Source organism: Nocardioides baekrokdamisoli (genome assembly GCF_003945325.1).
Classification (GTDB): Bacteria; Actinomycetota; Actinomycetes; order Propionibacteriales; family Nocardioidaceae; genus Nocardioides; species Nocardioides baekrokdamisoli.
Window position 1 is genome coordinate 2,385,052 of sequence record NZ_AP019307.1, and the last position, 21,416, is coordinate 2,406,467.

At 67.2% G+C, this 21,416-nt stretch carries 20 protein-coding genes; 14 read left to right on the forward strand and 6 right to left on the reverse strand.

All coding sequences use genetic code 11. The features are described 5' to 3' along the window. Window positions 1-194: 194 nt before the first annotated feature. Window positions 195-2,789, reverse strand: coding sequence for a valine--tRNA ligase (gene valS, locus KCTC_RS11680; protein WP_125569429.1), 2,595 nt, complete (start codon window positions 2,787-2,789; stop codon window positions 195-197). A gap of 103 nt (window positions 2,790-2,892) precedes the next feature. Between valS and KCTC_RS11685 the strand changes: the two genes are divergently transcribed. The 10 genes from KCTC_RS11685 (at window position 2,893) to rodA (ending at window position 11,681) form a co-directional block, all read left to right on the forward strand. Continuing rightward, the gene (locus KCTC_RS11685; protein ID WP_125569430.1) at window positions 2,893-3,120 is read left to right on the forward strand and encodes a FitA-like ribbon-helix-helix domain-containing protein; all 228 of its coding nucleotides are present in this window, start codon (window positions 2,893-2,895) and stop codon (window positions 3,118-3,120) included. Next, entirely contained in the window at window positions 3,117-3,551 is a 435-nt protein-coding gene (locus KCTC_RS11690; RefSeq protein WP_125569431.1) for a type II toxin-antitoxin system VapC family toxin, read from the forward strand. Before KCTC_RS11685 ends, KCTC_RS11690 begins: the two co-directional genes overlap by 4 nt. A 77-nt stretch (window positions 3,552-3,628) precedes the next feature. Next, a complete protein-coding gene (locus KCTC_RS11695; RefSeq protein ID WP_125569432.1) occupies window positions 3,629-4,981 on the forward strand; it encodes a bifunctional folylpolyglutamate synthase/dihydrofolate synthase in 1,353 nt (450 codons plus the stop codon). Further along, window positions 4,978-5,358 (forward strand): DUF4233 domain-containing protein, encoded by a 381-nt coding sequence (locus KCTC_RS11700; protein WP_231998712.1) that lies wholly within the window; start codon window positions 4,978-4,980, stop codon window positions 5,356-5,358. Before KCTC_RS11695 ends, KCTC_RS11700 begins: the two co-directional genes overlap by 4 nt. A gap of 9 nt (window positions 5,359-5,367) precedes the next feature. Beyond that, a complete protein-coding gene (gene ndk, locus KCTC_RS11705; protein WP_125569433.1) occupies window positions 5,368-5,793 on the forward strand; it encodes a nucleoside-diphosphate kinase in 426 nt (141 codons plus the stop codon). Between the two features lie 191 nt (window positions 5,794-5,984). After that, the gene (locus KCTC_RS11710; RefSeq protein WP_269461426.1) at window positions 5,985-7,031 is read left to right on the forward strand and encodes a rod shape-determining protein; all 1,047 of its coding nucleotides are present in this window, start codon (window positions 5,985-5,987) and stop codon (window positions 7,029-7,031) included. Between the two features lie 8 nt (window positions 7,032-7,039). Then, window positions 7,040-7,963, forward strand: coding sequence for a rod shape-determining protein MreC (gene mreC, locus KCTC_RS11715; RefSeq protein WP_164512584.1), 924 nt, complete (start codon window positions 7,040-7,042; stop codon window positions 7,961-7,963). After that, the gene (gene mreD / locus KCTC_RS11720) at window positions 7,960-8,451 is read left to right on the forward strand and encodes a rod shape-determining protein MreD (RefSeq protein WP_125569435.1); all 492 of its coding nucleotides are present in this window, start codon (window positions 7,960-7,962) and stop codon (window positions 8,449-8,451) included. Before mreC ends, mreD begins: the two co-directional genes overlap by 4 nt. A gap of 3 nt (window positions 8,452-8,454) precedes the next feature. Beyond that, window positions 8,455-10,560 carry a peptidoglycan D,D-transpeptidase FtsI family protein gene (locus KCTC_RS11725; RefSeq protein ID WP_125569436.1) on the forward strand — a complete coding sequence of 702 codons (2,106 nt, stop codon included), beginning with the start codon at window positions 8,455-8,457 and terminating at the stop codon, window positions 10,558-10,560. Beyond that, a complete protein-coding gene (rodA, locus tag KCTC_RS11730) occupies window positions 10,557-11,681 on the forward strand; it encodes a rod shape-determining protein RodA (RefSeq protein WP_231998713.1) in 1,125 nt (374 codons plus the stop codon). The genes KCTC_RS11725 and rodA overlap by 4 nt, the downstream gene beginning before the upstream one ends. A gap of 15 nt (window positions 11,682-11,696) precedes the next feature. Here rodA and KCTC_RS11735 read toward each other — a convergent pair whose 3' ends face one another. Beyond that, the gene (locus KCTC_RS11735; RefSeq protein ID WP_125569437.1) at window positions 11,697-12,329 is read right to left on the reverse strand and encodes a hypothetical protein; all 633 of its coding nucleotides are present in this window, start codon (window positions 12,327-12,329) and stop codon (window positions 11,697-11,699) included. A 120-nt stretch (window positions 12,330-12,449) separates the two neighbouring features. On the opposite strand from KCTC_RS11735, the gene KCTC_RS11740 reads away from it, so the two are divergent. Next, a complete protein-coding gene (locus KCTC_RS11740; protein WP_125569438.1) occupies window positions 12,450-14,057 on the forward strand; it encodes an MDR family MFS transporter in 1,608 nt (535 codons plus the stop codon). 33 nt (window positions 14,058-14,090) lie between these two features. After that, window positions 14,091-16,049 carry a TIGR03960 family B12-binding radical SAM protein gene (locus KCTC_RS11745; protein ID WP_125569439.1) on the forward strand — a complete coding sequence of 653 codons (1,959 nt, stop codon included), beginning with the start codon at window positions 14,091-14,093 and terminating at the stop codon, window positions 16,047-16,049. 34 nt (window positions 16,050-16,083) lie between these two features. Here the strand turns inward: KCTC_RS11745 and KCTC_RS11750 are convergent, their stop codons facing one another. From KCTC_RS11750 to KCTC_RS11765, 4 genes are read right to left on the reverse strand one after another with little or no spacing between them, the layout of a single operon-like run. After that, window positions 16,084-16,581: a hypothetical protein gene (locus KCTC_RS11750; protein WP_125569440.1), complete on the reverse strand. Its 498-nt coding sequence runs from the start codon at window positions 16,579-16,581 to the stop codon at window positions 16,084-16,086. 47 nt (window positions 16,582-16,628) lie between these two features. Beyond that, window positions 16,629-17,639 (reverse strand): glycosyltransferase family 2 protein, encoded by a 1,011-nt coding sequence (locus KCTC_RS11755; RefSeq protein WP_125569441.1) that lies wholly within the window; start codon window positions 17,637-17,639, stop codon window positions 16,629-16,631. Further along, window positions 17,636-18,022, reverse strand: a complete 387-nt coding sequence (locus tag KCTC_RS11760; protein WP_125569442.1) for a DUF2304 domain-containing protein — start codon at window positions 18,020-18,022, stop codon at window positions 17,636-17,638. The genes KCTC_RS11755 and KCTC_RS11760 overlap by 4 nt, the downstream gene beginning before the upstream one ends. Next, window positions 18,022-18,783, reverse strand: a complete 762-nt coding sequence (locus KCTC_RS11765) for a glycosyltransferase family 2 protein (protein ID WP_125569443.1) — start codon at window positions 18,781-18,783, stop codon at window positions 18,022-18,024. The genes KCTC_RS11760 and KCTC_RS11765 overlap by 1 nt, the downstream gene beginning before the upstream one ends. A 53-nt stretch (window positions 18,784-18,836) precedes the next feature. Here KCTC_RS11765 and KCTC_RS11770 point away from each other — a divergent pair, with 53 nt between their 5' ends. Both KCTC_RS11770 and KCTC_RS11775 read left to right on the forward strand, forming a co-directional pair. Next, window positions 18,837-20,459 carry a DUF2142 domain-containing protein gene (locus KCTC_RS11770; RefSeq protein ID WP_164512585.1) on the forward strand — a complete coding sequence of 541 codons (1,623 nt, stop codon included), beginning with the start codon at window positions 18,837-18,839 and terminating at the stop codon, window positions 20,457-20,459. Next, window positions 20,431-21,135, forward strand: coding sequence for a TIGR03936 family radical SAM-associated protein (locus KCTC_RS11775; RefSeq protein ID WP_197715299.1), 705 nt, complete (start codon window positions 20,431-20,433; stop codon window positions 21,133-21,135). The genes KCTC_RS11770 and KCTC_RS11775 overlap by 29 nt, the downstream gene beginning before the upstream one ends. The last annotated feature ends 281 nt before the right edge of the window (window positions 21,136-21,416 follow it).

The following is a 21,416-nucleotide window of genomic DNA, read 5'->3' on the forward strand; positions in this document are numbered from 1 at the left end:
AAGTCCCGGCTGAACCGTGAGGTTCGCCGGGACTTCTTCGTACGCTGCTGTGGCTCAGGCCGGAAGGACCGACCGCTCCGCCGCCGGCGCCCGCGGCCGCTCGAGAAGGATGAGGTCCACCTCTCGGGCAGGAAATCCTCACCTCTCGGCTCGGATTGCTTCACCTTTCGGCGGTGAAAACCTCACCTTTCGGCTCAGGCCTCGGCGGGGACGAGCTCCGCGGTGACGGTGATCTCGGCGGCATCCGTCGCCTCGAAGACGAGCGAGCCGACGATCTTGCCGGTACGTCGAAGATCACCCTCGGCAGCCTGCGCGCCGGCCAGCAGGGCAGCCGGTCCGGACACCACCGCTGACGACACCTCCGTGCGCTGTGACACCTTGGCCGTCGACTTGGCGCCGCGTACGCCGGCGAGCGCAGCTGCCACGCCGACGAGGAGGGTCGGGTCCGCACCGATCGATGGGAGTTCCGATTCGGTCGGCCACGTCGCGAGGTGGACCGAGCCGTCCTGCCACCACGACCACACCTCTTCGGTGGCGTACGGCAGGAAGGGCGCCAGCAGGCGTAGGAGTGTGTGCAACGCCTGCGCCAGGGCAGCCTTCGCCGAGGCCTGACCCGCGGCGCCGATCGTGCCGTCACGGTCGTACGCGCGCTCCTTGACGAGTTCGAGGTAATCGTCGCAGAAGGCCCAGAAGAACCTCTCCGCGATCTCGAGCGCGGTCGTGTAGTCGTACGCCTCGAACGCCTCGGTTGCCTTGGCCACGACGACCGCGAGATCACCCAGCAGGGCGAGGTCGATCGGCTCCGTGATCGCCGCCGGGTCGAGCGTACGAGCGCCGACACCGAACTCGTCGTCGAGGACGAATCGAGCTGCGTTGAGGACCTTGAGCGCGAGCCGTCGGCCGACCTTCATCTGGGTCTCGTCGAACGGCGAGTCCAGGCCGGAACGAGTCATCGCTGCGCGCCAACGGACGGCGTCCGCGCCGTACTTCTCGAGGATCTCCGTCGGGACGACGACGTTGCCCTTGGACTTCGACATCTTCTTGCGGTCCGGGTCGAGGATCCAGCCGGAGAGCATCGCGTGCGACCACGGCACCACGCCGTGTTCGAGGTGCGAACGCACGACCCGACTGAAGAGCCAGGTCCGGATGATGTCGTGGCCCTGGGTGCACAGGTCCATCGGGAAGACCCGCGCAAACAGGTCCGGGTCGGTCTCCCAGCCGCCTGCGAGTTGAGGCGTCAGCGACGAGGTGGCCCAGGTGTCCATCACGTCCGGGTCGCCGATGAAACCACCGGGGACGCCGCGCTGGTCGGCTGTGTAGCCAGCCGGCACGTCGGTCGACGGATCGACCGGGAGCTCCGCCTCGGTCGGCACGAGCGGGGTGGCGTAGTTCGGCTCGCCATCGGCGTCCAGGGCGTACCAGATCGGGAACGGGATGCCGAAGTAGCGCTGGCGACTGATCAGCCAGTCGCCGTTGAGGCCGCTGACCCAGTTGTCGTAGCGGTGTTTCATGTGCTCCGGCAGCCAGGTGAGCTTGCCGCCGTCGGCCACCAGATCCGCGCGCAGGTCGGCGTTGCGACCGCCGTTGGTGATATACCACTGACGGGTCGCCACGATCTCGAGCGGTTTGTCGCCCTTCTCGAAGAAGTTCGCCATGCGCTGCGTCGGCTTCGGCTCGCCATCCAGGTCGCCGGTCTCGCGCAGTTTGGCAACCGTCGCCTCGCGGGCCGAGTGCGCGGTCTTGCCCTTGAGGTCCTCGTACGCCGCCACGCCGTCGGTGGACGTCACCCATCCGGGGGTCTCGCCCGAGAAGCGACCGTCGCGGCCGATGACCGTACGCACCGGCAACTGCAACTCACGCCACCACTGGACATCGGTCAGGTCGCCGAAGGTGCAGGACATCGCGATGCCGGCGCCCTTGTCGGGCTCGGCGGCCGGGTGGGCGAGCACCGGGACCTCGACTCCGAAGATCGGCGAGGTGACCGTCGTACCAAAGAGGGGCTGGTAGCGCTCGTCGTCGGGGTGCGCGATCAGTGCGACGACCGAGACGATCAATTCGGGACGGGTCGTCTCGATGAAGATCGGGGTGCCGTCGGCCTGGTGGAAGGCGACCCGGTGATACGCCCCCGGGTACTCGCGAGCCTCGAGCTCGGCCTGGGCGACGGCTGTCTGGAAGGTGACGTCCCACAGCGTCGGCGCCTCCTGCAGGTACGCCTCCCCGCGGGAGAAGTTGCGCAGGAAGGCGCGTTGGCTGGCGGTCTGGGCTGTCCGGCCGATCGTCGTGTACTGGTAGGACCAGTCGTACGAGACGCCCAGAGTGCGCCAGAGCGACTCGAAGACCTTCTCGTCCTCCTCGACCAACTGGGCACACAACTCAATGAAGTTCGGTCGCGAGATCGGGATCTGCTGAGCCTTCGGGTCAACCGTGGCCGGCGGGGTGAAGTCCGGGTCGTACGGCAGCGTCGGGTCGCAGCGGACGCCGAAGTAGTTCTGCACCCGGCGCTCGGTCGGCAGACCGTTGTCGTCCCAGCCGATCGGGTAGAAGACGGCCTTGCCGCGCATCCGCTGGAAGCGGGCGATGACGTCCGGGTGCGTGTAGGAGAACACGTGTCCCACGTGCAGCGAACCGGAGACGGTCGGCGGGGGAGTGTCGATCGAATAGACGTTCTCGCGCGGCTGGGTGCGGTCGAAGGCGTACGTGTCGTCGGCCTGCCACTGTGCCGACCACTTCGCCTCGAGGCCCTCGAGGGCTGGCTTCTCGGGGACGTTCACCGCGCGCGCGTCAGACATGTGCTGAATCCTAAGGACTGTCCCGGCCTGTGAGGAAAAGCCCGCTACGATTGTGCTATCACGTATGCTTGCACAATGATAGCAACAACGCTAGCATCATGTGATGGCTGCCGTGCACATCAGGAACGTTCCCGACGAGACGGTCGCGCTGCTGAAGAAGCGCGCCGCCGATGAAGGACGCTCGCTGGAAGCGGAGTTGAGGATCGTGCTGGATCACGCGGCGTACGAGGCTGGTCGGCGGGGTTCGATCCTGGACGAGATCATCCAAAGCGATGCCCCGGGCGACTGGGAGTTCTCGCGAGAAGACGAATACGCGGATCGCGGACTATGACGTACGCGATCCTGGACAGCAATGTCATCTTGACGCTCCTCGACGGTCGCGCTGGTGCCGAGGCGGCTCGCTCCTGGCTGGACGGAGAACGAGGCCCGCTCGCCACGACGCCTCAAGTTCTGCGCGAAGTGCTGGCGGTGTCGACTCGGCCCCGTGACCGGAATGGGCTCGGGCATTCCCACGAGCGGGCTGTCGGCAATGTCGGGGCGGTCTCCCGTCGGCTGAAGCTGCTTCCTGACACCGCCGCGGTGGCGTCACGACTGCGTGCGCTGGTGGCTGAGGGCCGCGCCGCGGGCAACCAGATCCATGACGCCAACATCGTCGCGAGCGCGCTCGTCCATGACGCTGAACGCATTGTCACTGCCAATGTGAAGCATTTCGCACGCTTCGCCGATCTGATCGAGATCGTCCCCCTCGCGGAGCGCGTGTGACGCGCTCGCTCCCTCGCTCGGCACAAGCCCACGTGAACGCGGCTCGGCCGCGCTCGGTCGCGTAGCCTCGACCCGACATGACTGAGATCCCGATGGGCCGCCCCGCACAGACCGTTGCCGAGGTTGAGGACGCGTTGCTGTCCCGCTGGCCCGAGACCCGCCTTGAGCCGAGCCTGGACCGAATCCGGGCCTTCGTCGACTATCTGGGCGACCCGCAGCACCAGTACGACGTCCTTCACATCACCGGCACCAACGGCAAGACCTCCACCTCGCGGATCATCGACTCGCTCCTGCGCACGATGAACCTGCGTACCGGCCGGTTCACCTCGCCGCACCTCCAGCGGATCAACGAACGCATCTCTGTCGACGGGGAGCCGCTGTCCGACGAGGACTTCGTCTTCGCGTTCAACGACATCGCGCCGTACACCCATCTGGTCGACGCCGATCAGCCGTACCCGCTGAGCTTCTTCGAGACCGTTGTCGGCATGGCGTACGCGGCCTTCGCCGACAAGCCGGTTGATGTGGCCATCGTCGAGGTCGGCATGGGTGGCAGTTGGGACGCGACGAACGTCGCCGACGGCAGGGTCGCGGTGATCACCCCGGTCGGGATGGACCACGCGGACTACCTCGGCTCGACGCTGGCTGCGATCGCGCGCGAAAAGGCGGGGATCATCAAGCCGGGCGCCATTGTCGTCACGGCCAAGCAGGACCCCGACGTCCTGGAAGTCCTCCGCGAGCAGGCGCGCGAGGTCGGTGCCACCATCCTTGAGGAAGGCGTCGACTTCGAAGTCGTCTCCTCCACGGCGGCCGTCGGCGGCCAGATGATCGGCGTACGCCTCGGCACGACCGTGTACGACGAGATCTTCCTGCCGTTGTACGGCGAGCACCAGGCGCAGAATGCGGCGCTGGCGATGGCTGCCGTTCGTGCGCTCGTCGAGACCGATCTTGAGGGGGAGATCGTGGGTGAGGGTCTTGCCAACGCCACCTCCCCCGGCCGCCTCGAGATCGTCCGGAGCTCACCGACGATCATTCTGGACTCGGCGCACAACCCGGCCGGCGCCATCGCGACGGCCGCGGCTCTCGAGGAGTCGTTCAACTTCGACCCGGTGATCGGTGTGCTGAGCGCGATGGCGGACAAGGACGTCGAAGGCATCCTGGTCGCGCTGGAACCCGTTCTTCAGCACGTGGTCGTCACGCAGAATTCGCAGGACCGCGCCATGCGTGCCGAGAGGCTCGGAGCCAAGGCGGTCGAGGTGTTCGGCGAGGACCGGGTAACGGTCGTCCCCGAGCTCGGGAACGCGCTCGACGCAGCGATTGCACTCTCGGAATCTGACGGCAACGACTCGATCAGCTCCGGTGCGGTCCTGGTCATCGGCTCGGTTGTCACCGCAGGCGAGGCACGTACGTTGACGGCGAGGCGGCAGCGATGACCGAGATGGTGGAGAAGTCGCCCCGGCGCCCGATGGCGTCCGCGATCCTGACGCTCGAGGCGATCGTGCTCGGGCTGACCGCTCCGGTCCTGATCCGGATCTCGCACGTGTCCGCCGGCCGCGCCATTCCGATCGCGCTGGGGCTCTGTGTCGCCTGCATTCTGACGGCTGGCCTGCTCAAGCGGCCCTGGGCGTACGCCCTCGGCTGGACGATCCAGATCGCGGCGATCGCGCTCGGGTTCCTGGTGACCACCATGTTCACTCTGGGCATCATCTTCGGCGTGCTGTGGTGGGGTGCGCTGGCGCTGAGCAACAAGATCGACCGTGAGCGCGAGGCCGCGTACGCCGCACACGACCGCGCCACCGTCGACCGATAGGGTCGAGCCATGACTCAGCGCTCCCTCGTCCTCGTCAAGCCTGACGGCGTACGCCGCGGCCTCACCGGCGAGATCCTGCGTCGGATCGAGGGCAAGGGCTACACGTTGGTCGCGCTCGAGCTGCGTCAGGCCGCCGCCGAGCTCCTCGCGCAGCACTACGCCGAGCACGAGGGCAAGCCGTTCTACGGTCCGCTCGTGGAATTCATGCTGTCCGGTCCCGTCGCCGCCCTGGTCATCGAGGGCGAGCGTGTCATCGAGGGCTTCCGCTCGTTGGCCGGCGCCACCGATCCCACGATGGCTGCTCCCGGCACCATCCGCGGCGATCTCGGTCGCGACTGGGGCCTGGCGGTGCAGCAGAACCTGGTGCACGGCTCTGACGCCGTGGAATCGGCGGAGCGCGAAATCGCCATCTGGTTCCCGAATCTGGCCAACTGACGGCGCGTTCGCTTCGTTGCTCTTCGGTCGCGGGCCGCGAGGCCCGCTTCTCTCCGGCGCCTCGCGACCGCGCGCGTCATTGGCCAGATTTAGGTTGCCGGATCCTGTGATCTGACCAAGAATCCCACCAGTCACACCAGTCACGGCGTGGCGGCCATTTCAGGCGTGCGAGCCCGGCATAACCTCAGGCCGTGGGCACCGCTGCGTCTTGGACTTCGGCTCTGGTGGGTCGCGACATCGCGATCGATCTGGGCACAGCCAACACGCTCGTGTACGTCAAGGGCCGGGGCGTTGTCGTCGACGAACCCTCCGTGGTCGCGATCAACCAGAGTTCGGGCGAAGTGCTGGCCGTCGGACACGACGCCAAGCGGATGCTGGGGCGTACGCCCGACAACATCGTCGCGATCCGCCCCCTCAAGGACGGCGTCATCGCTGACTTCGATGCGACCGAACAGATGCTGCGCTGGTTCATCCACCGGATCCACCCGCGCCGGAGTCTGGCCAAGCCCCGGATGGTCATCTGCGTGCCGAGCGGGATCACGCCGGTCGAGAGTCGAGCGGTCCGCGAGGCCGGATACCTGAGCGGCGCACGGCGGGTCCACATCATCGAGGAGCCGATGGCGGCCGCGATCGGCGCCGGTCTGCCCGTGCACCTGCCGACCGGCAACATGATCGTCGACATCGGTGGCGGCACGACCGAGATCGCGGTCATTTCGCTCGGCGGCATCGTCACCAGCCTGAGCATCCGCACGGCCGGCGACGCGCTCGACCACGCGATCGTGCAGTTCCTCAAGAAGGAGCATGCCCTCCTGCTCGGTGAGCGCACGGCCGAGGAGGTCAAGGTCACCCTCGGCAGCGCCTTCCCGAACGAGACCGAGCACCGCGCGGACGTACGCGGACGCGACCTCGTCAGCGGGCTGCCCCGGACCGTCAGTCTGAGCACGGCCGACGTACGCCAGGCGCTCGAGGAGCCGCTCAACGCCATCGTCGACGCCGTACGCACCACACTCGACCAGACGCCGCCCGAGCTGGCCGGCGACATCATGGACCGCGGCATCGTCCTGACCGGCGGCGGCGCGCTGATGAAGGGCCTCGACGAGCGCCTGCGTCACGAGACCGGCATGCCGGTGCATGTCGCGGAGCAGCCCCTCATCTCCGTTGCACTCGGTGCCGGTCGGTGCGTCGAGGACTTCGACGGACTGCAGAAGGTCCTCGTCAGCGACGTCCGGCGGTACTAGGCCCGATGATGCTGCAGCGCACCCACATCCGTCTAAGCCGCCGCTCGCGGCTGGAGATGTCGAGCAACCGGATGCCGCCCAAGGGCATCGTGGCGGCTCTCGTCTTCGCCTCAGCTTCCCTGATGGCGCTGAGCAGCACCGGGGCGATCGATCCACTCAGGAGCGCGACCGCCGACTTCTTCGGCCCGGCCGAGTCGACCGTGAGTGCCATGGCGCGACCGATCACCGCGCTTCCGCGGTACCTCAAGAGCAAGTCCCAGCTCGAGAACCAGGTCGCCTCGCTCTCCGCGCAGAACACCAACCTCCAGGCGCAGGTCAACCGCGGTGGGTACGACCGCAACCGCCTCAACGAGTACGTCGGCCTCAGCAGCATGGCCGCGAACCTCGGCTACAACCTGGTGCCCGCGCACGTCATCGCGTACGGCCCCGCGCAGTCGTTCACGCGCACGGTCACCATCGATGCCGGCACCGACAGCGGGATCAAGCCGGGCGAGACCGTGGTCGCTGCCCAGGGGCTGGTCGGTCGGGTCGTCTCGGTGACCGCAGGCACGGCCACGGTCCTGCTGGCGGCCGACAGCGACTCCTATGTCGGGGCCCGGCTCAGTGATTCGATGAAACTCGGCTTCGTACGCGGCAACGGGTCGCTGTCGGGCGGCGGCACCCTCAACCTCCAACTGCTCGACCAGTCCGCAGTCCCGCGTGCCGGCGACATCGTGATGACGTGGGGCGACGGCCGCAGCGGCCCGTACATCTCCGGTGTACCGATCGGCACCGTCGCCAACGTGTACGCCAGCCTCACGAACAGCCTCCGATCCGCGGTCGTGGTGCCGTACGTGGACTTCAGCGCGCTCGATGAGGTCGGTGTCGCCGTCCCGGTCGGCACCCCGACCGTGGGCGACATCTTCCGGGCCGACGGGAAGGTCGGACGATGAAGTCGACACTCGCGTACATCGTCCTCTGCGCAGCCGCCGTGGTGCTCCAGGTGAGCGTGTTCTCGCCGTGGGCGTGGAACGGCATCGCCGCCGACCTCGTACTCCTGATGGTGGTGGCGATCGGACTCGCTCGCGGAGGCACGTACGCCGTGGTCTGCGGCTTCGGCGCCGGTCTGCTGCTCGACCTCGTCCCGCCGTCCACCGATGAGACCGGCCGCTGGGCGATGGCGATGATCGTGGTCGCGCTCCTGGCCAGTGCGATCCAACCGACCTCGCGGCGCTCGATGGTGGCCACCGCGGCCGTGTGCTCGTTCGTGGGCACCAGCCTGTACGCCCTGATCGGGGTCGTCCTGGGAGACCACCTGCCGTCCTTCGGGTCGATGCTCGGCGCGATCCTTCTCGGTGTCCTGTGGGACAGCGCCGTCGCGGCGCTGCTGATGCCACGGATCGTGCGTCTGTTCACCCGCTTGCAGCCACACCGGGTGTGAGGCGTGAGCTCGGCCGCTGAAACCTCCAGCCGGTTGCGACTGGTGGTCATCGCAACGCTCCTCGGATCGCTGTTCGTCACCCTCGGGGTGCGTCTCTACTACGTGCAGGTCGTACGCGGCGACACCTATCAGACAGTCGCCAAGGACGAGTCGATGCGCAAGATCATCCTGCAGCCGGCGCGGGGCCTGATCGTCGACGACCGTGGTGTGCCGCTGGCGAACAACCGCTCCGTGGTCGACATCAGCCTCGACCGGGCCGTCCTGGCCAAGATGCCCACCGCGGACCGTGCGACCGCACTCAAACGCGCCAGCCAGGCGCTGCACCTCTCCACCAGTGTGATCGAGAAGAAGATCCGCACCTTCCGCGGTGGCACCGTCGAGCCTGTCCCGTTGGTCAGCGATGCTGCTGCGAACGTGTGGATCCCGATCCAGGAGCAGCCGGAGGTCTACAAGGAACTGGTCGTCAACACGAGCGACACCGCGCGCAACTACCCTGCGCCGGGCGGAGTGAACGCCGCCGACATCCTCGGCTACATCTCCTCGATCACGTCGGCGGAGTACGCGAAGGCCCAGGCCTCGAATGATCCGACACTCAATGCGACCTCGGTCGTCGGTCGCGCGGGCGTCGAGCAGACCTACGACAAGTGGTTGCGCGGCGTACCGGGCTATCGCGCGTTCGCCGTCGACCCGAACGGTCAACCGATCGGCGGCGAGGGCGGCGAGGAGATCGTTCAGCCTCAGGCGGGTGACACCTTGGTGACCAGCATCGACAGCAGGGTGCAGGCGCTGGCCGAGCAGCAGCTGAACCAGGCCATCCAGACCGCTCGCAACACGGTCGACACCAAGGTGACGCACCGGAAGTTCGTCGCGGACTGGGGTGCGGTCGTCGTCATGCAGGCCAAGACGGGGCGCATCGTGGCGATGGCCCAGCAGCCGACGTACGACCCGAACATGTGGGTCGGCGGGATCTCGACCCGGAACTACACCCAACTGCAGTCCTCGGGCGCGTTGCTGTCACGTGCGCTGCAGGCGCAGTTCCCGCCCGGCTCGACCTGGAAGCCGTTCATGACGGTGGGAGCGCTGTCGGCCGGCATGGCCGGCTCCGACAAACTCGACTGTTCCAGTGGGCTCATGATCGGCAACCGGAACTTCGGGAACTTCGACGGTGAATCGCTGGGCTACATCGACTTCGGCGAGGCTCTGGCAGCCTCCTGCGACACCTTCTTCTACCGCGTGGGCCTGCACTTCTGGAACCAGTACGGCTCCAACCCCGCCGACCAGAACGCCAAGGACCCGCTCGGCGCGATGGCGCGCCAGTTCGGCTTCGGGACACCGACCGGTGTCGACATCCCGGGCGAATCGACCGGCCTGGTCGGCGACCGCCAGGGCAAGTACGCGTACTGGAAGCAGCTCAAGAACTACTACTGCGGCGTGTACGCGAAGAACCCGACTGCCTGGGACGCGCGCGACTTCTGCATCGAGGGCAACTACTTCCGTCAGGGCGACGCGGCCAACTTCACCATCGGACAGGGTGAGAACGCCGTGACGCCGATGCAGTTGGCGCGGGCGTACGCGGCTCTCTCGAACGGCGGCACTGTCTTCGAGCCGACCGTCGGCAAGGCCATCGTCGGGCCCAACGGCACAGTGATCCAGGCGATCAAGCCCAAGGTCGTACGCCACGTCAACGGGAGCGCGGGCGCGATCGACTACGTCAACAACGCCCTGATCGGCACGTTGAAGGGCCAGCCTGCGCAGCCGTTCAACGGCACGCTGGCCTGGAAGTTCGGCGGATTCCCGGTCGATCAACTCGGCATCCGTGGCAAGACCGGATCGGCCGAGGGTGGAGTCGGCAAGAGCTCGACGGGTTGGGTCGCGACGTACAACAAGGACTACGTGGTCGTGATGGTGATCGACCAGGCCGGAACCGGCTCGGGCTCATCGGGTGATGCGGTCCGCGCGATCTGGTCGGCGCTGTACGGAGTCGGTGGACCGGCGAATGCGCAGACGGTCGACCCGAAGAACGCGATCTTCCCGAACGGCATCCCCACCGCACTCCCCAAGATCCCCGCAGACGGCGGCCTCCAGCCTGCGAAGGGGACGCAGCCGTGATCCGGGCCGGGCGCCGCGGCGGCGCGGACTGGTGGCTGTTCGCCGCAGTCGGAGGACTGATGGTGATCAGCCCGTTGGTGGTGTGGTCGGCGACCCAGAACGGGCAGGCAGACGGCGGAGCGGGCGGGGTCACGTACCTGGTCAAGCAGCTCATCAACATCGCCATCGGACTGGTCCTGATGGTCGTCGCGATGCGTACCGACTACCGCATGATCCGGCTGTTGACGCCGATCGTGTACCTCGGATCCGTCCTCGGTCTGATCCTGGTCCTCGCCATCGGCACCAACGTCAACGGACACAAGGCCTGGATCCAGTTCGGACCTGTCTCGATCCAGCCGGCCGAGTTCGCCAAGCTCGCAGTGGTGGTGTCGATGGCACTCGTCATAGCCGAGCGCAGCGAGCGTCGTGGTCGCACCATGCACGTCGTCACGCCGAGGGACCTCCTGGCGATGCTTGCGTTGGTCGTGCCTCCGGCGTTGCTGATCATCCTGCAGCCGGACCTCGGGACCGAGATCGTGCTGGGTGTCACCGTGTTCGGCGTGCTGGCTGTCGCCGGGACACCCGCGAAATGGCTCGCCGGGATGGCTGCGACAACTCTTGTGGGCATCGCCGTCGTGGTTCAGGCACACGTCCTCAAGCAGTACCAGATCGACCGCTTCATGGCCTTCACCAACCCGAACCTCGACCGTCAGGGCGCCGGCTTCAACGTCCAGCAGGCCAAGATCGCGATCGGTGACGGCGGCTGGTTCGGTCAGGGGCTCTTCCATGGCCAGGTCACCCGCTCAGGGCTGGTTCCGGAGCAGCACACGGACTTCATCTTCACCGTCGTCGGCGAGGAACTCGGCCTGATCGGCGCGCTGGTCGTCGTCGGGCTGCTCGGCGTGATCCTGTGGCGTTGCCTGGTGATCGCGAGGAACTCACCCGACATGTTCGGCCGGGTCTGCGCCGCCGGTTTTGCGACCTGGTTCGGGTTCGAGGCGTTTGAGAACGCCGGCATGTGCGTGGGCATCATGCCTGTCACCGGCGTGCCGATGCCGTTCGTGTCATACGGGGGATCGGCGATGTTCGCCTGTCTCGCCGCAGTGGGGCTGCTTCAGAACTTCCACCGGCGCACGTCGTGAAGCGCACTGAGTCGATCAGCGGATCCCGCACCCGGGTGCCGCCGAGGTGAGCAGGCTCTGGAAGGCCGCCTGTCCCGCCGCTGCCTTTCCGTCGTACTCCGACGTGAGGAGTTTGATGCTGACATCTCGGGTCACGACCCGGTCCATGCAGGCCTTCTGCGTGGCGGTGATCTTGGTGCCGAACCCGTCGTTCAGCCGCTGACGGAAGAACTGCACGACGCTGTTGTCGGGGGCGCAGTCCACCAACTGGGTCGCGAGGTAGGTCGCGTCGTCGACAGACCACGTCACCTTCTCGCCGAGTACGTGCTGCACGCCGACCCTCTCCATTCTCGCCACGCCTACGTGGTCGACCAGGTGGTCCGCGACGCACTGGGCTCCGGCGGCGTCGTACGGGATCGGCGGCGACTGCGATGTCAGGCTGTGCAACAGCGAGGCCTTGAATGCCGCCTTGAGTGCGCTCGCCGTCGCCGCGGTGTCGCTGGCGCTCGCGTCCGCGGACGGCGTGGACGGCGTCACGGAGGCTGACGTACTCGTTGCCACGGGAGCCGAGGAGTTCGACGGACTTGCGGGATGTGCGGAGCCGCACGCGGTGAGTGCCGCAGCCGAAACACCGGCGGCAAGGACGAGAGCGACGCGACTCAGAGCCATGGTCGTCAGGCTAGAGGTCACGCGCGGGGCACGCACTCGAGGTGCATGGAGAAGGTGTGAGCGAGCACTCACTCACGATAGTTAGGGAACCTATGCATCGCGGGAGTAGGGTGACTCCCGATGAGCGAGCAGGCGAGCCCCGACAGCATCGGCACGGGCGAATACACCCACCAGCAGATCCTCACGATCATGTCCGGGCTGATGCTCGGGATGTTCCTCGGATCCCTCGATCAGACCATCGTGAGTACGTCCATCCGGACGATTTCGGATGATCTCCACGGTCTGTCCGCGCAGGCCTGGGTGACCACCGCGTACTTGGTGACCTCGACGATCACGACGCCGATCTACGGCAAGCTCGGCGACCTGTGGGGCCGCAAGAAACTCTTCATGTTCGCGATCTCGATCTTCATCCTCGGGTCGCTGCTGTGCACGCTGTCCACGTCCATGTACGAACTTGCGGCCTTCCGTGCCTTCCAGGGACTCGGCGCGGGCGGCCTCTTCACCCTCGTGCTGGCCATCATCGGCGACATCGTCCCGCCGCTGCAGCGCGCCAAGTACACGGGCTACTTCATGGCTTCATTCGGGTCCGCGAGCGTGCTCGGTCCGGTCATCGGAGGTCTGCTCGCCGGTACGACCTCCATCCTCGGTGTCGCGGGCTGGCGTTGGGTCTTCCTGGTCAACGTGCCGATCGGCCTGATCGCTCTTGTCGTCGTCTACCGCACGTTGCACGTCCATCACGTCCGCCGCGATGCGAAGGTTGACTGGCGGGGCGCCGTGGCGCTCGTCGTCTGCCTCGTCCCGCTGCTCGTGGTGCTGGAGCAGGGCCGGTCGTGGGGCTGGACCTCGGGCCGTTCACTCGGCGCCTTCGCGATCGCCGCCGTCGGCCTGGTCGCGTTCCTCTGGGCCGAGAACCGGGCTGGTCTGACCGCACTGATCCCGCTCAAGTTGTTCACCATCCGCCCGGCCGCGGTCACCATCGTCGCCAGCGTCATCGTGGGCGCCGGGATGTTCGGCGGAATGATGCTGCTGCCGCTGTACATGCAGATCGTCCACGGTGCCTCGCCGACCCGGTCAGGCTTCCTGATGCTGCCGATGGTGGCGGGCCTGATGCTCGCCTCGACAGTCGCCGGCCAGGTGATCTCGCGGACCGGCCGGACGAGGATCTTCCCGATCCTCGGAGCCACCCTGATGGCACTGGCCCTGTTCTTGTTGACCCAGATCTCGGCGGACACGCCGCTGTGGCAGGTCGACGTGATGATGTTCGTCCTCGGCTACGGGGTGGGCAACTGCATGCAGCCGCTGATCCTCACGGTGCAGTCAGCGGTGCCGCCGCAGGCGATCGGTGTCGCGACGTCGTCGGCGACCTTCTTCCGGCAGATCGGCGGCACCATCGGTGTCGCGGTGTTCCTGTCGATCATGTTCGGCGGGGTGTCCACCAACATGTCGAAGGAGTTCGCTGCCACCCCGGCGGCGGCGATCCAAGCCAAGCAGCATGCCAGTCAGCTGGCGGGGATCACGGACGACTCCGCGGTCATCAACACCATGCCGCAGCCGCTCCAGCACGCGGTGAAGCAAGCCTTCGCGGAATCGATGACCCCGGTCTTCTGGATCGCGGGCGGACTGGGCATCCTCGCCATCGGCGTACTCCTGCTGATGCCGGAGGTGGAGCTCCGCAAGACCTCTGCCAACGCGGCCGTACGCCAGGCTGCGGCTGCGGCGAGCGAATAGGTAGCCCTGCGTACGCGTCGTAGGCTTGTCCTCATGCCTGCGGACGTGATCAGCCCCGAACCGGCGTCGGTCTTCCCGCTGTTGGAGCCACGCCTGTCGTTGGTGTCCAAGCCGATCCAGTACGTCGGCGGCGAGCTGAACTCCACCGTCAAGGAATGGTCCAGTGCCGATGTGCGCTGGGCGCTGATGTACCCGGACGCCTACGAGGTCGGGCTGCCCAACCAGGGCGTCCAGATCCTGTACGAGATCCTCAACGAGCGCGACGGGATCCTGGCAGAGCGGACCTATTCGGTCTGGCCGGACCTCGAGGCGATCATGCGCAAGGACGGGATCCCGCAGTTCACCGTCGACTCGCACCGTCCGGTGCGCGCCTTCGACCTGTTCGGTCTGAGCTTCTCCACTGAGCTCGGCTACACGAACATGCTCAACGCGCTCGATCTGGCTGGCATCCCGCTGCACGCCGTCGATCGGACCGAAGAGGACCCGATCGTCATCGCCGGCGGCCATGCGGCGTTCAACCCCGAGCCGATCGCCGACTTCATCGACGCCGCCGTCCTCGGCGACGGCGAAGAGGCCGTGCTGGCGATCACCGAGGTCGTACGCGAGTGGAAGGCCGAGGGTCGCCCGGGCGGCCGCGATGAACTCCTGCGCCGACTGGCGATCAGCGGCAACATCTACGTCCCGAAGTTCTACGACGTCACGTACGCCGCCGACGGTCATATCGAGGCCGTCGTCCCGAACCACCCGGACGCTCCGTGGCGCGTACGCAAGCACACGCTGATGGACCTCGATGCCTGGCCGTACCCGGCCAAGCCGCTGGTGCCGCTCGCCGAGACCGTGCACGAGCGCTTCTCGGTCGAGATCTTCCGTGGTTGCACCCGCGGCTGCCGCTTCTGCCAGGCCGGGATGATCACCCGCCCGGTGCGAGAGCGGTCGATCAACACGATCGGCGACATGATCGAGAACGGCATCCGCAAGTCCGGCTTCGAGGAGGTCGGTCTGCTGTCCCTCAGCAGCGCGGACCACACCGAGATCGGCGACCTCGCCAAGGGCCTGGCGGACCGGTACGAAGGCTCGAACGTCTCGCTGTCGCTGCCCTCGACCCGCGTCGACGCGTTCAACATCACGTTGGCGAACGAATTCTCGCGCAACGGCCGCCGCAGCGGTCTGACGTTCGCGCCCGAGGGTGGCAGCGAGCGGATGCGCAAGGTGATCAACAAGATGGTCACTGAAGATGACCTCATCCAGACGGTCTCCGCCGCGTACAGCCATGGCTGGCGCCAGGTGAAGCTCTACTTCATGTGCGGCCTCCCGGAGGAGACCGACGACGACGTCCTGCAGATCGCGGAGTTGGCCAAGAAGGTCATCGCCAAGGGCCGCGAGGTCACCGGCCACAACGACATCCGCTGCACCGTCTCGATCGGCGGGTTCGTACCGAAGCCGCACACCCCGTTCCAGTGGGCCGCGCAGCTGGATCACGAGACGACCGATGAGCGCCTGAAGAAGTTGCGCGACACCGTCCGCGACGACCGCCGTTACGGCCGCGCGATCGGTTTCCGCTACCACGACGGCAAGCCGGGCATCATCGAAGGCCTGTTGTCGCGCGGTGACCGTCGCGTAGGCGGGATCATCGAGCAGGTCTGGCGCGAGGGGGGCCGTTTCGACGGCTGGAGCGAGCATTTCTCGTACGCCCGCTGGGCCGAGGCCGCGGGCGTCGCGCTGGACGGGACCGGTGTCGATCTCGACTGGTACACGACTCGCAGCCGCGCCTACGACGAGATCCTGCCGTGGGACCACCTGGACTCGGGCCTCGACAAGGATTGGCTCTGGGCCGACTGGGAGGACGCCCTCGCGGTCGCCAACGGCGAGGACATCGAGGTCGAGGACTGCCGCTGGACGCCGTGCTACGACTGTGGTGTCTGTCCGGAAATGGGCACGGAGATCCAGGTCGGCCCGACGGGCCAGAAGCTGCTGCCGCTCCAGGTCGTTTGAACTAACTCACATGTGAGTGAGCTGGGGGATCGCCTCACTGCTCGCCGTTGATCGTTCCGACTGCAGTGATCAGATAGCCGGCCGGCGTGCGCTGGAGCGTGAATGCACGCGGTGCCCACCGTGGGACAGTCGCGTCAGCCGTCTGGTCCTTCGTGATGTGCAACTCCACGGCGTACGCGACGCAGCACGACGGTGAAGGCATCGCGAGCGGATTGCGCCACTGGTCGAACCCGAGTGGACCGATGCCCTGCGTGCCCACGCAGAGGTCCCCGTTGACGAAGGCCGACCGCAGCGCGAAGCGCTCAGCCGTCGCGCAGTCGCCGTTCCCGGCTGCGGTCAGGTAGGCGCTGAGCGCACCGAGCGGGGTGGCGGCGCGGCTGTCAGGACCGGCTGGATTGGCTGGGCCGTCCGCACAGGAGGCATCGCCACCGCACTCGGAGGATCCGGAGGTTGCGTTCGCGGAGCCTCCGCATCCGGTGAGGCCGGCCAGGATGAGTGCCACCGCTGCGAGCGTCACCCCAGATGAAGCCATGATCGAACTCTCCTCTGGCCCGGCGGAATTGGACAGCGGGCGCGCCGTCAGATCAGGCGCTTGGCGAGGTTCCAGTACGTCCGCGAGATCGCTCGCGGAGCGTTGCCGACCGTCATGCCGCTGCCCTCGCCGGGGTTGAGGTCGCCGGTGATCAACCACGCCAGATCGCGGTCGCTGACCTTCCGGCGGGCCTGGAGTTCGCGGCGACGATCGCGGATGAGCTGACGGTTCTGCCACAGCCACTTCCAGCCGTTGACCTTCTGCGTCGCCCAGCCGTCCTTCTTGGCCATCAGCAGGATCGCCAGTTCCAGCCCGCACAATGCCGGGGCGAGGACGAGGAGCGTACGCAGCTGGAACAACGTCAGGATCATGAAGAGCCGGTTGCGCTCGAGCAGGTAGTACTTGAGGTCGTTGCGGGAGAACTCGTAGAAGTGCAGCACGATCGCGTCCGGGACGTACGCCACCCGCCAGCCGTGCTGCCAGGCGCGGAGCGACAGGTCGGTGTCCTCGCAGTACGCGAACATCGGTTCGCAGAATCCGCCGAGCTCGGCGAAGCGGTCGGCGCGCATGGCCGTGGCGGCCCCGGTGGCCGACGGGATGTCGCGCGGCTCGGCCCACGAGGTCGCCGGCTCGTCGCAGCCACCGGCCCAGCTCAGGCCGGTGTAGTGCACCGGGTTGCCGGCGGAGTTCATCAGCTCCGGCGACTGGAAGAGCCGAAGCGACGCGCTGGTGATCCCGACCTCGTCGGTCAGGCCCGCGGCGAGATGGGCGAGAGCGAAGGGGTCCACGACGGCATCGCTGTTGATGAACGCCAGGACGTCGCCCGAGGCATGGCGGGCACCGAAGTTGCAACCTGCAGCGAAGCCGAGGTTCGAGCCGGGGTCGACGACGACCACGCCCGGACGGTCGCGGACACGGTCCACCCCGTCGTCGGTGCAGCCGTTGTCGACGAGGACGACCTCGACGGCGACCTCGCGCGAGGCGAGAGCAGCGTCGACTGCCTCCACCAACAACGGCTCGTCGCCCCAGGCCAACATGACCACGGAGACGCGGGTCATGGGGCCTCGTCAGACTCGACAGCGGGCTCGACGGGCTCGCCGTTGATGTGCTCGTCGATCTCGAGGCGGATCAATGCCACTTCCTCGGCCAGCGCCCGGGTCCGGTCCTCTGCGAGCCCGAGCTCATAGCTCAGCTGCGAGGTGAGCCCGAGCAGCACGATCAGGCCGACGAAGAACACCAGGTTGATCGGTAGGACCAGCCCGACAGCGCGAGTGGCCTCGCCGAGCAGGCCGGGGAACACCCCGATCAGCATCGACCCGATGCCGATGACCAGCCACGCCATCGCGTACCGCTCGCGCATCCGGCGCCGGCGCAGGAGTTCGAACAGGATGACGATGATCGCGATGCCGACGATCAGTCCGATGGCGTGGGCGCCGGTCATCAGGCCGCCTTCCTCAGGGCCTCGGCCAGGCCTTGTTCGAAGTCGGCCGGCCAGCGACGTACGAGTGCCAAGAAGAGCGCCACGACGGCCCGGAAGAGGTAGATCGCCGCCCGGATCGGGGACTGGCTGGGCGTGCCGCCGGCGCGTACACGCATGTCGACCGGCACCTGGGTGATCTTGCAGCCCAGTCGGACCGCGATCACGAGCGATTCGACCGTGTCGCCGAGGTATTCGGCGGGGTAGTGCTCGGCGAAGATGTGGATCGCGCGCCGTCCGGCCACCCGGTAGCCCGAGGTGGCGTCGGTGAGGCGCGTACCCGCCACCGCCGAGAGCACCGCTGCGAGCAGGACCATCGCCCACCGGCGCGGCCCACGAGCGACGTAGGTGTCTCCCTTGTGCGCGAAGCGTGCTCCGATGACCACGTCGGACGTCTCCAACTCGGCGACGAGTTGAGGGAGGAAACGCGGATCGTGCTGGCCGTCCGCATCGATCTGCGCGGCCACGTCGTAGCCGTTGCGCAGCGCGTACCGGAAACCGGTCCGCATCGCGCCCCCGACACCGACGTTGAAGGGGAGGATGGCGACCCGGGCGCCGGCTTCGCGAGCACGGGCCGCGGTCTGGTCCGCGGAGCCGTCGTCCACGACCAGGACGTCAACCGACGGGTTCGTGGCCCTGATCTCGGCGATGGTGTCAGCAATGCACGCCTCCTCGTTCCACGCGGGAACGATGACCAAGACGCGCGGTCCTGCAGGGCTATCCACTCGCGCAGATTAGCAAGGAGCGAGCCGGATTCCGGCTCTGGCATGATGCCCCCGTGCCGAGGACTGGAGCAGAACAGCGTGCCCAGGGCCCTCTTGTGTGGGTGTTGTTGGTCGTCTCGGCCGGCCTTGCCTGGGCAGCCTGGGCGGTGAGTTCGCCTGCCGGGTCCAGCCCGGATGACGATTTCCACCTCGCCAGCATCTGGTGCGCGGACGGTCCGTCCGCCGGTGCCGCCAGAGGAGATGTCTGTACGCCCGCCGACGGCCCGCCGACGTCAGGAGCCATCAATCGGGTGGTGCCGAATGACGTCCTGGTGGTCGGTCAGCACGGGCCGGACTGTTTCCGGTTCATGAGCCAGGTCTCGGCCGTGTGCGTACGCCTCGTGCCGCCCGGCACGACCGTGCACGTCACCAACGCGGGGCTCTACCCCCAGGGCTTCTACAAGGTCACGCATCAGTTCGTGTCGTCGTCGGTCACCACGACGGTCATGTGGATCCGCGGGTTGAACATCGTGCTCGCGCTCGTCGTCTTCGGTCTGGCCTTCCTGGTCAGCGGGCGCCGCACCCGGGCTGCGCTAGCGCTCACCCTCGGCTTGGCGATGTGTACGCCGATCGGACTGTTCTTCATCCCCTCCACCAATCCGACGGCGTGGAGCACGATCGGCATCGGCAGTCTGTGGGTCTTCGTGGTGGCCTACATGGACGCTGACGTCGCCTGGCGGCGTTGGACTGCGGCAGGCGGGGGATTCCTGGCGTGGCTCATCGCGGTGATGGCCCGCGCCGACGCCCCCGTGTACGCGGCTCTGACCGTGCTCGCCGCCGCGGCTATCGGTACCGAGCGCGGCCGGCTCATCACCACCAAACTGATCATGCCCGGCGCGCTCGTCGCGCTCTCGATCGGAGCGTTCTTCGCAGGCTCCGGTGGGTCAGTGGCGTCCAAGGGAGTTGCACCGACCGCCGCCGGCGCGACGCAAGGAGCGCCAGACTTCATCCTCCAGCAGATCGCGTACAACACGGCGCACCCGTTGCACCTGTTGCTGAGCAACATTCCGGGTTTGTGGGAGTACGAGCGAAAGCTGTTCTACACCGGTCCACTCGGGTGGGGCGACACCCCGATGAGCGAGCAGGGGTTCATCATCCCGGTGGTGCTGCTCGTGATCATGGTCACCGCGATCCTGCGTTACCGCGGATGGCATCGGACCGCGTACGTGTGCCTGTTCCTCGCCGCCCTCGTCATTCCGCTGGCCGTGCTTCAGCAGAGCCATCTCAGCGTGCACTCCGGCTACGTGCAGCCGCGTTACCTCTATCCGTTGATGTTGGGACTCCTCGGCCTTGGTCTGTCGGCGCACATCGGGTCGGGCCGATTCGACCGTATTGCCCGCAATCGTTGGGTCCTCGTCCTCACCTGGGCGGTGATCTCCGGGTTCGCCTCGCTGGCTCTGCACATCGAACTGCGTCGGTATGTCAGCGGTATCGATGTGAGCGACCTGAACCTCGACAGCCATCGTGAGTGGTGGTGGGTCGATTGGCCGCTGTCCCCGATGGGTGTGTGGGTGATCGGCACGGTCGCGATGGCGGTGAGCGTCGGGTTGCTTCTCCGGATCGCGCTGGTGAACGCCCGTTCGGTCGAACCAGTTCTCGACGCCTACGATCACTCCCGTGAGTCGTCAGCCGCCTGAACAACAGGCACCGCCTGTCCAGCGTCTGCGGATGCGGTACGCGAAGCGTGGCCGGCTCCGTTTCACCTCCCACCGCGACTTCTCCCGCGCGTTCGAGCGGGCGATCTTCCGCGCGCGTGTGCCGATGGCGTACTCGTCCGGCTTCAACCCGCACCCGCGGATCTCGTACGCCGGTGCAGCTCCCACCGGCGCGGCTTCCGAGGCTGAGTACGTCGAGATCATGCTGCGTGAGATCGTCGATCCGGCAGCAACGATGGCGCTCCTCGACGATGCCCTGCCGGACGGCCTCGATCTGGTCGACGTGGTCGTGTCCGAGGGTGGCTCGCTCGCGGACCGTCTGCAGGCCTCGTCGTGGCGGATCGACATCGATGCGCCCGCCGAGCAGATCGTGGCATCGGTGGCTTCCTTCCTGGCGGCCGACGAGGTCACTGTCGAGCGGATGACCAAGCGCGGGCTGCGTACCTTCGATGCGCGCGCTGCCGTGGTGTCGTTGGTCGCCGAGGACGGGGGAGTCGCGCTCGTCCTGCGACACCAGGAGTTGGCCGTACGCGCCGACGACGTCATCAACGGCCTGAAGTCGTACGGACTCGAGCCGATCACCGTGCCGCTCCTGACCCGCCTCTCGCAGGGACCGTTCGACGACGCCACCGGTGCGATCGGCGACCCACTGCGCTGAGGTCCTCACGTTCGGGCCCACCCCGCGGCACTGCGGGATCAGCCCGGAAGCGTGTGATGTGCGATACTCAACGCGGTAGCCGATCCGCGGCGGTCACCCGACCGCCAGGTGAAACTCCCGACGACGTTCTCGCCGGACACCTGAGTTCTTGAGGTGGTCGGCACAGGAAACGGTTCCGGTCGACCCGACCGCGACGCGGCCCACACACGGGCAAGCGACCGCGGTGAGGCAGATTGAGCCGCTTGTTGACGCTCCGCGGTGGGCGTCGTCGAATCGATCAG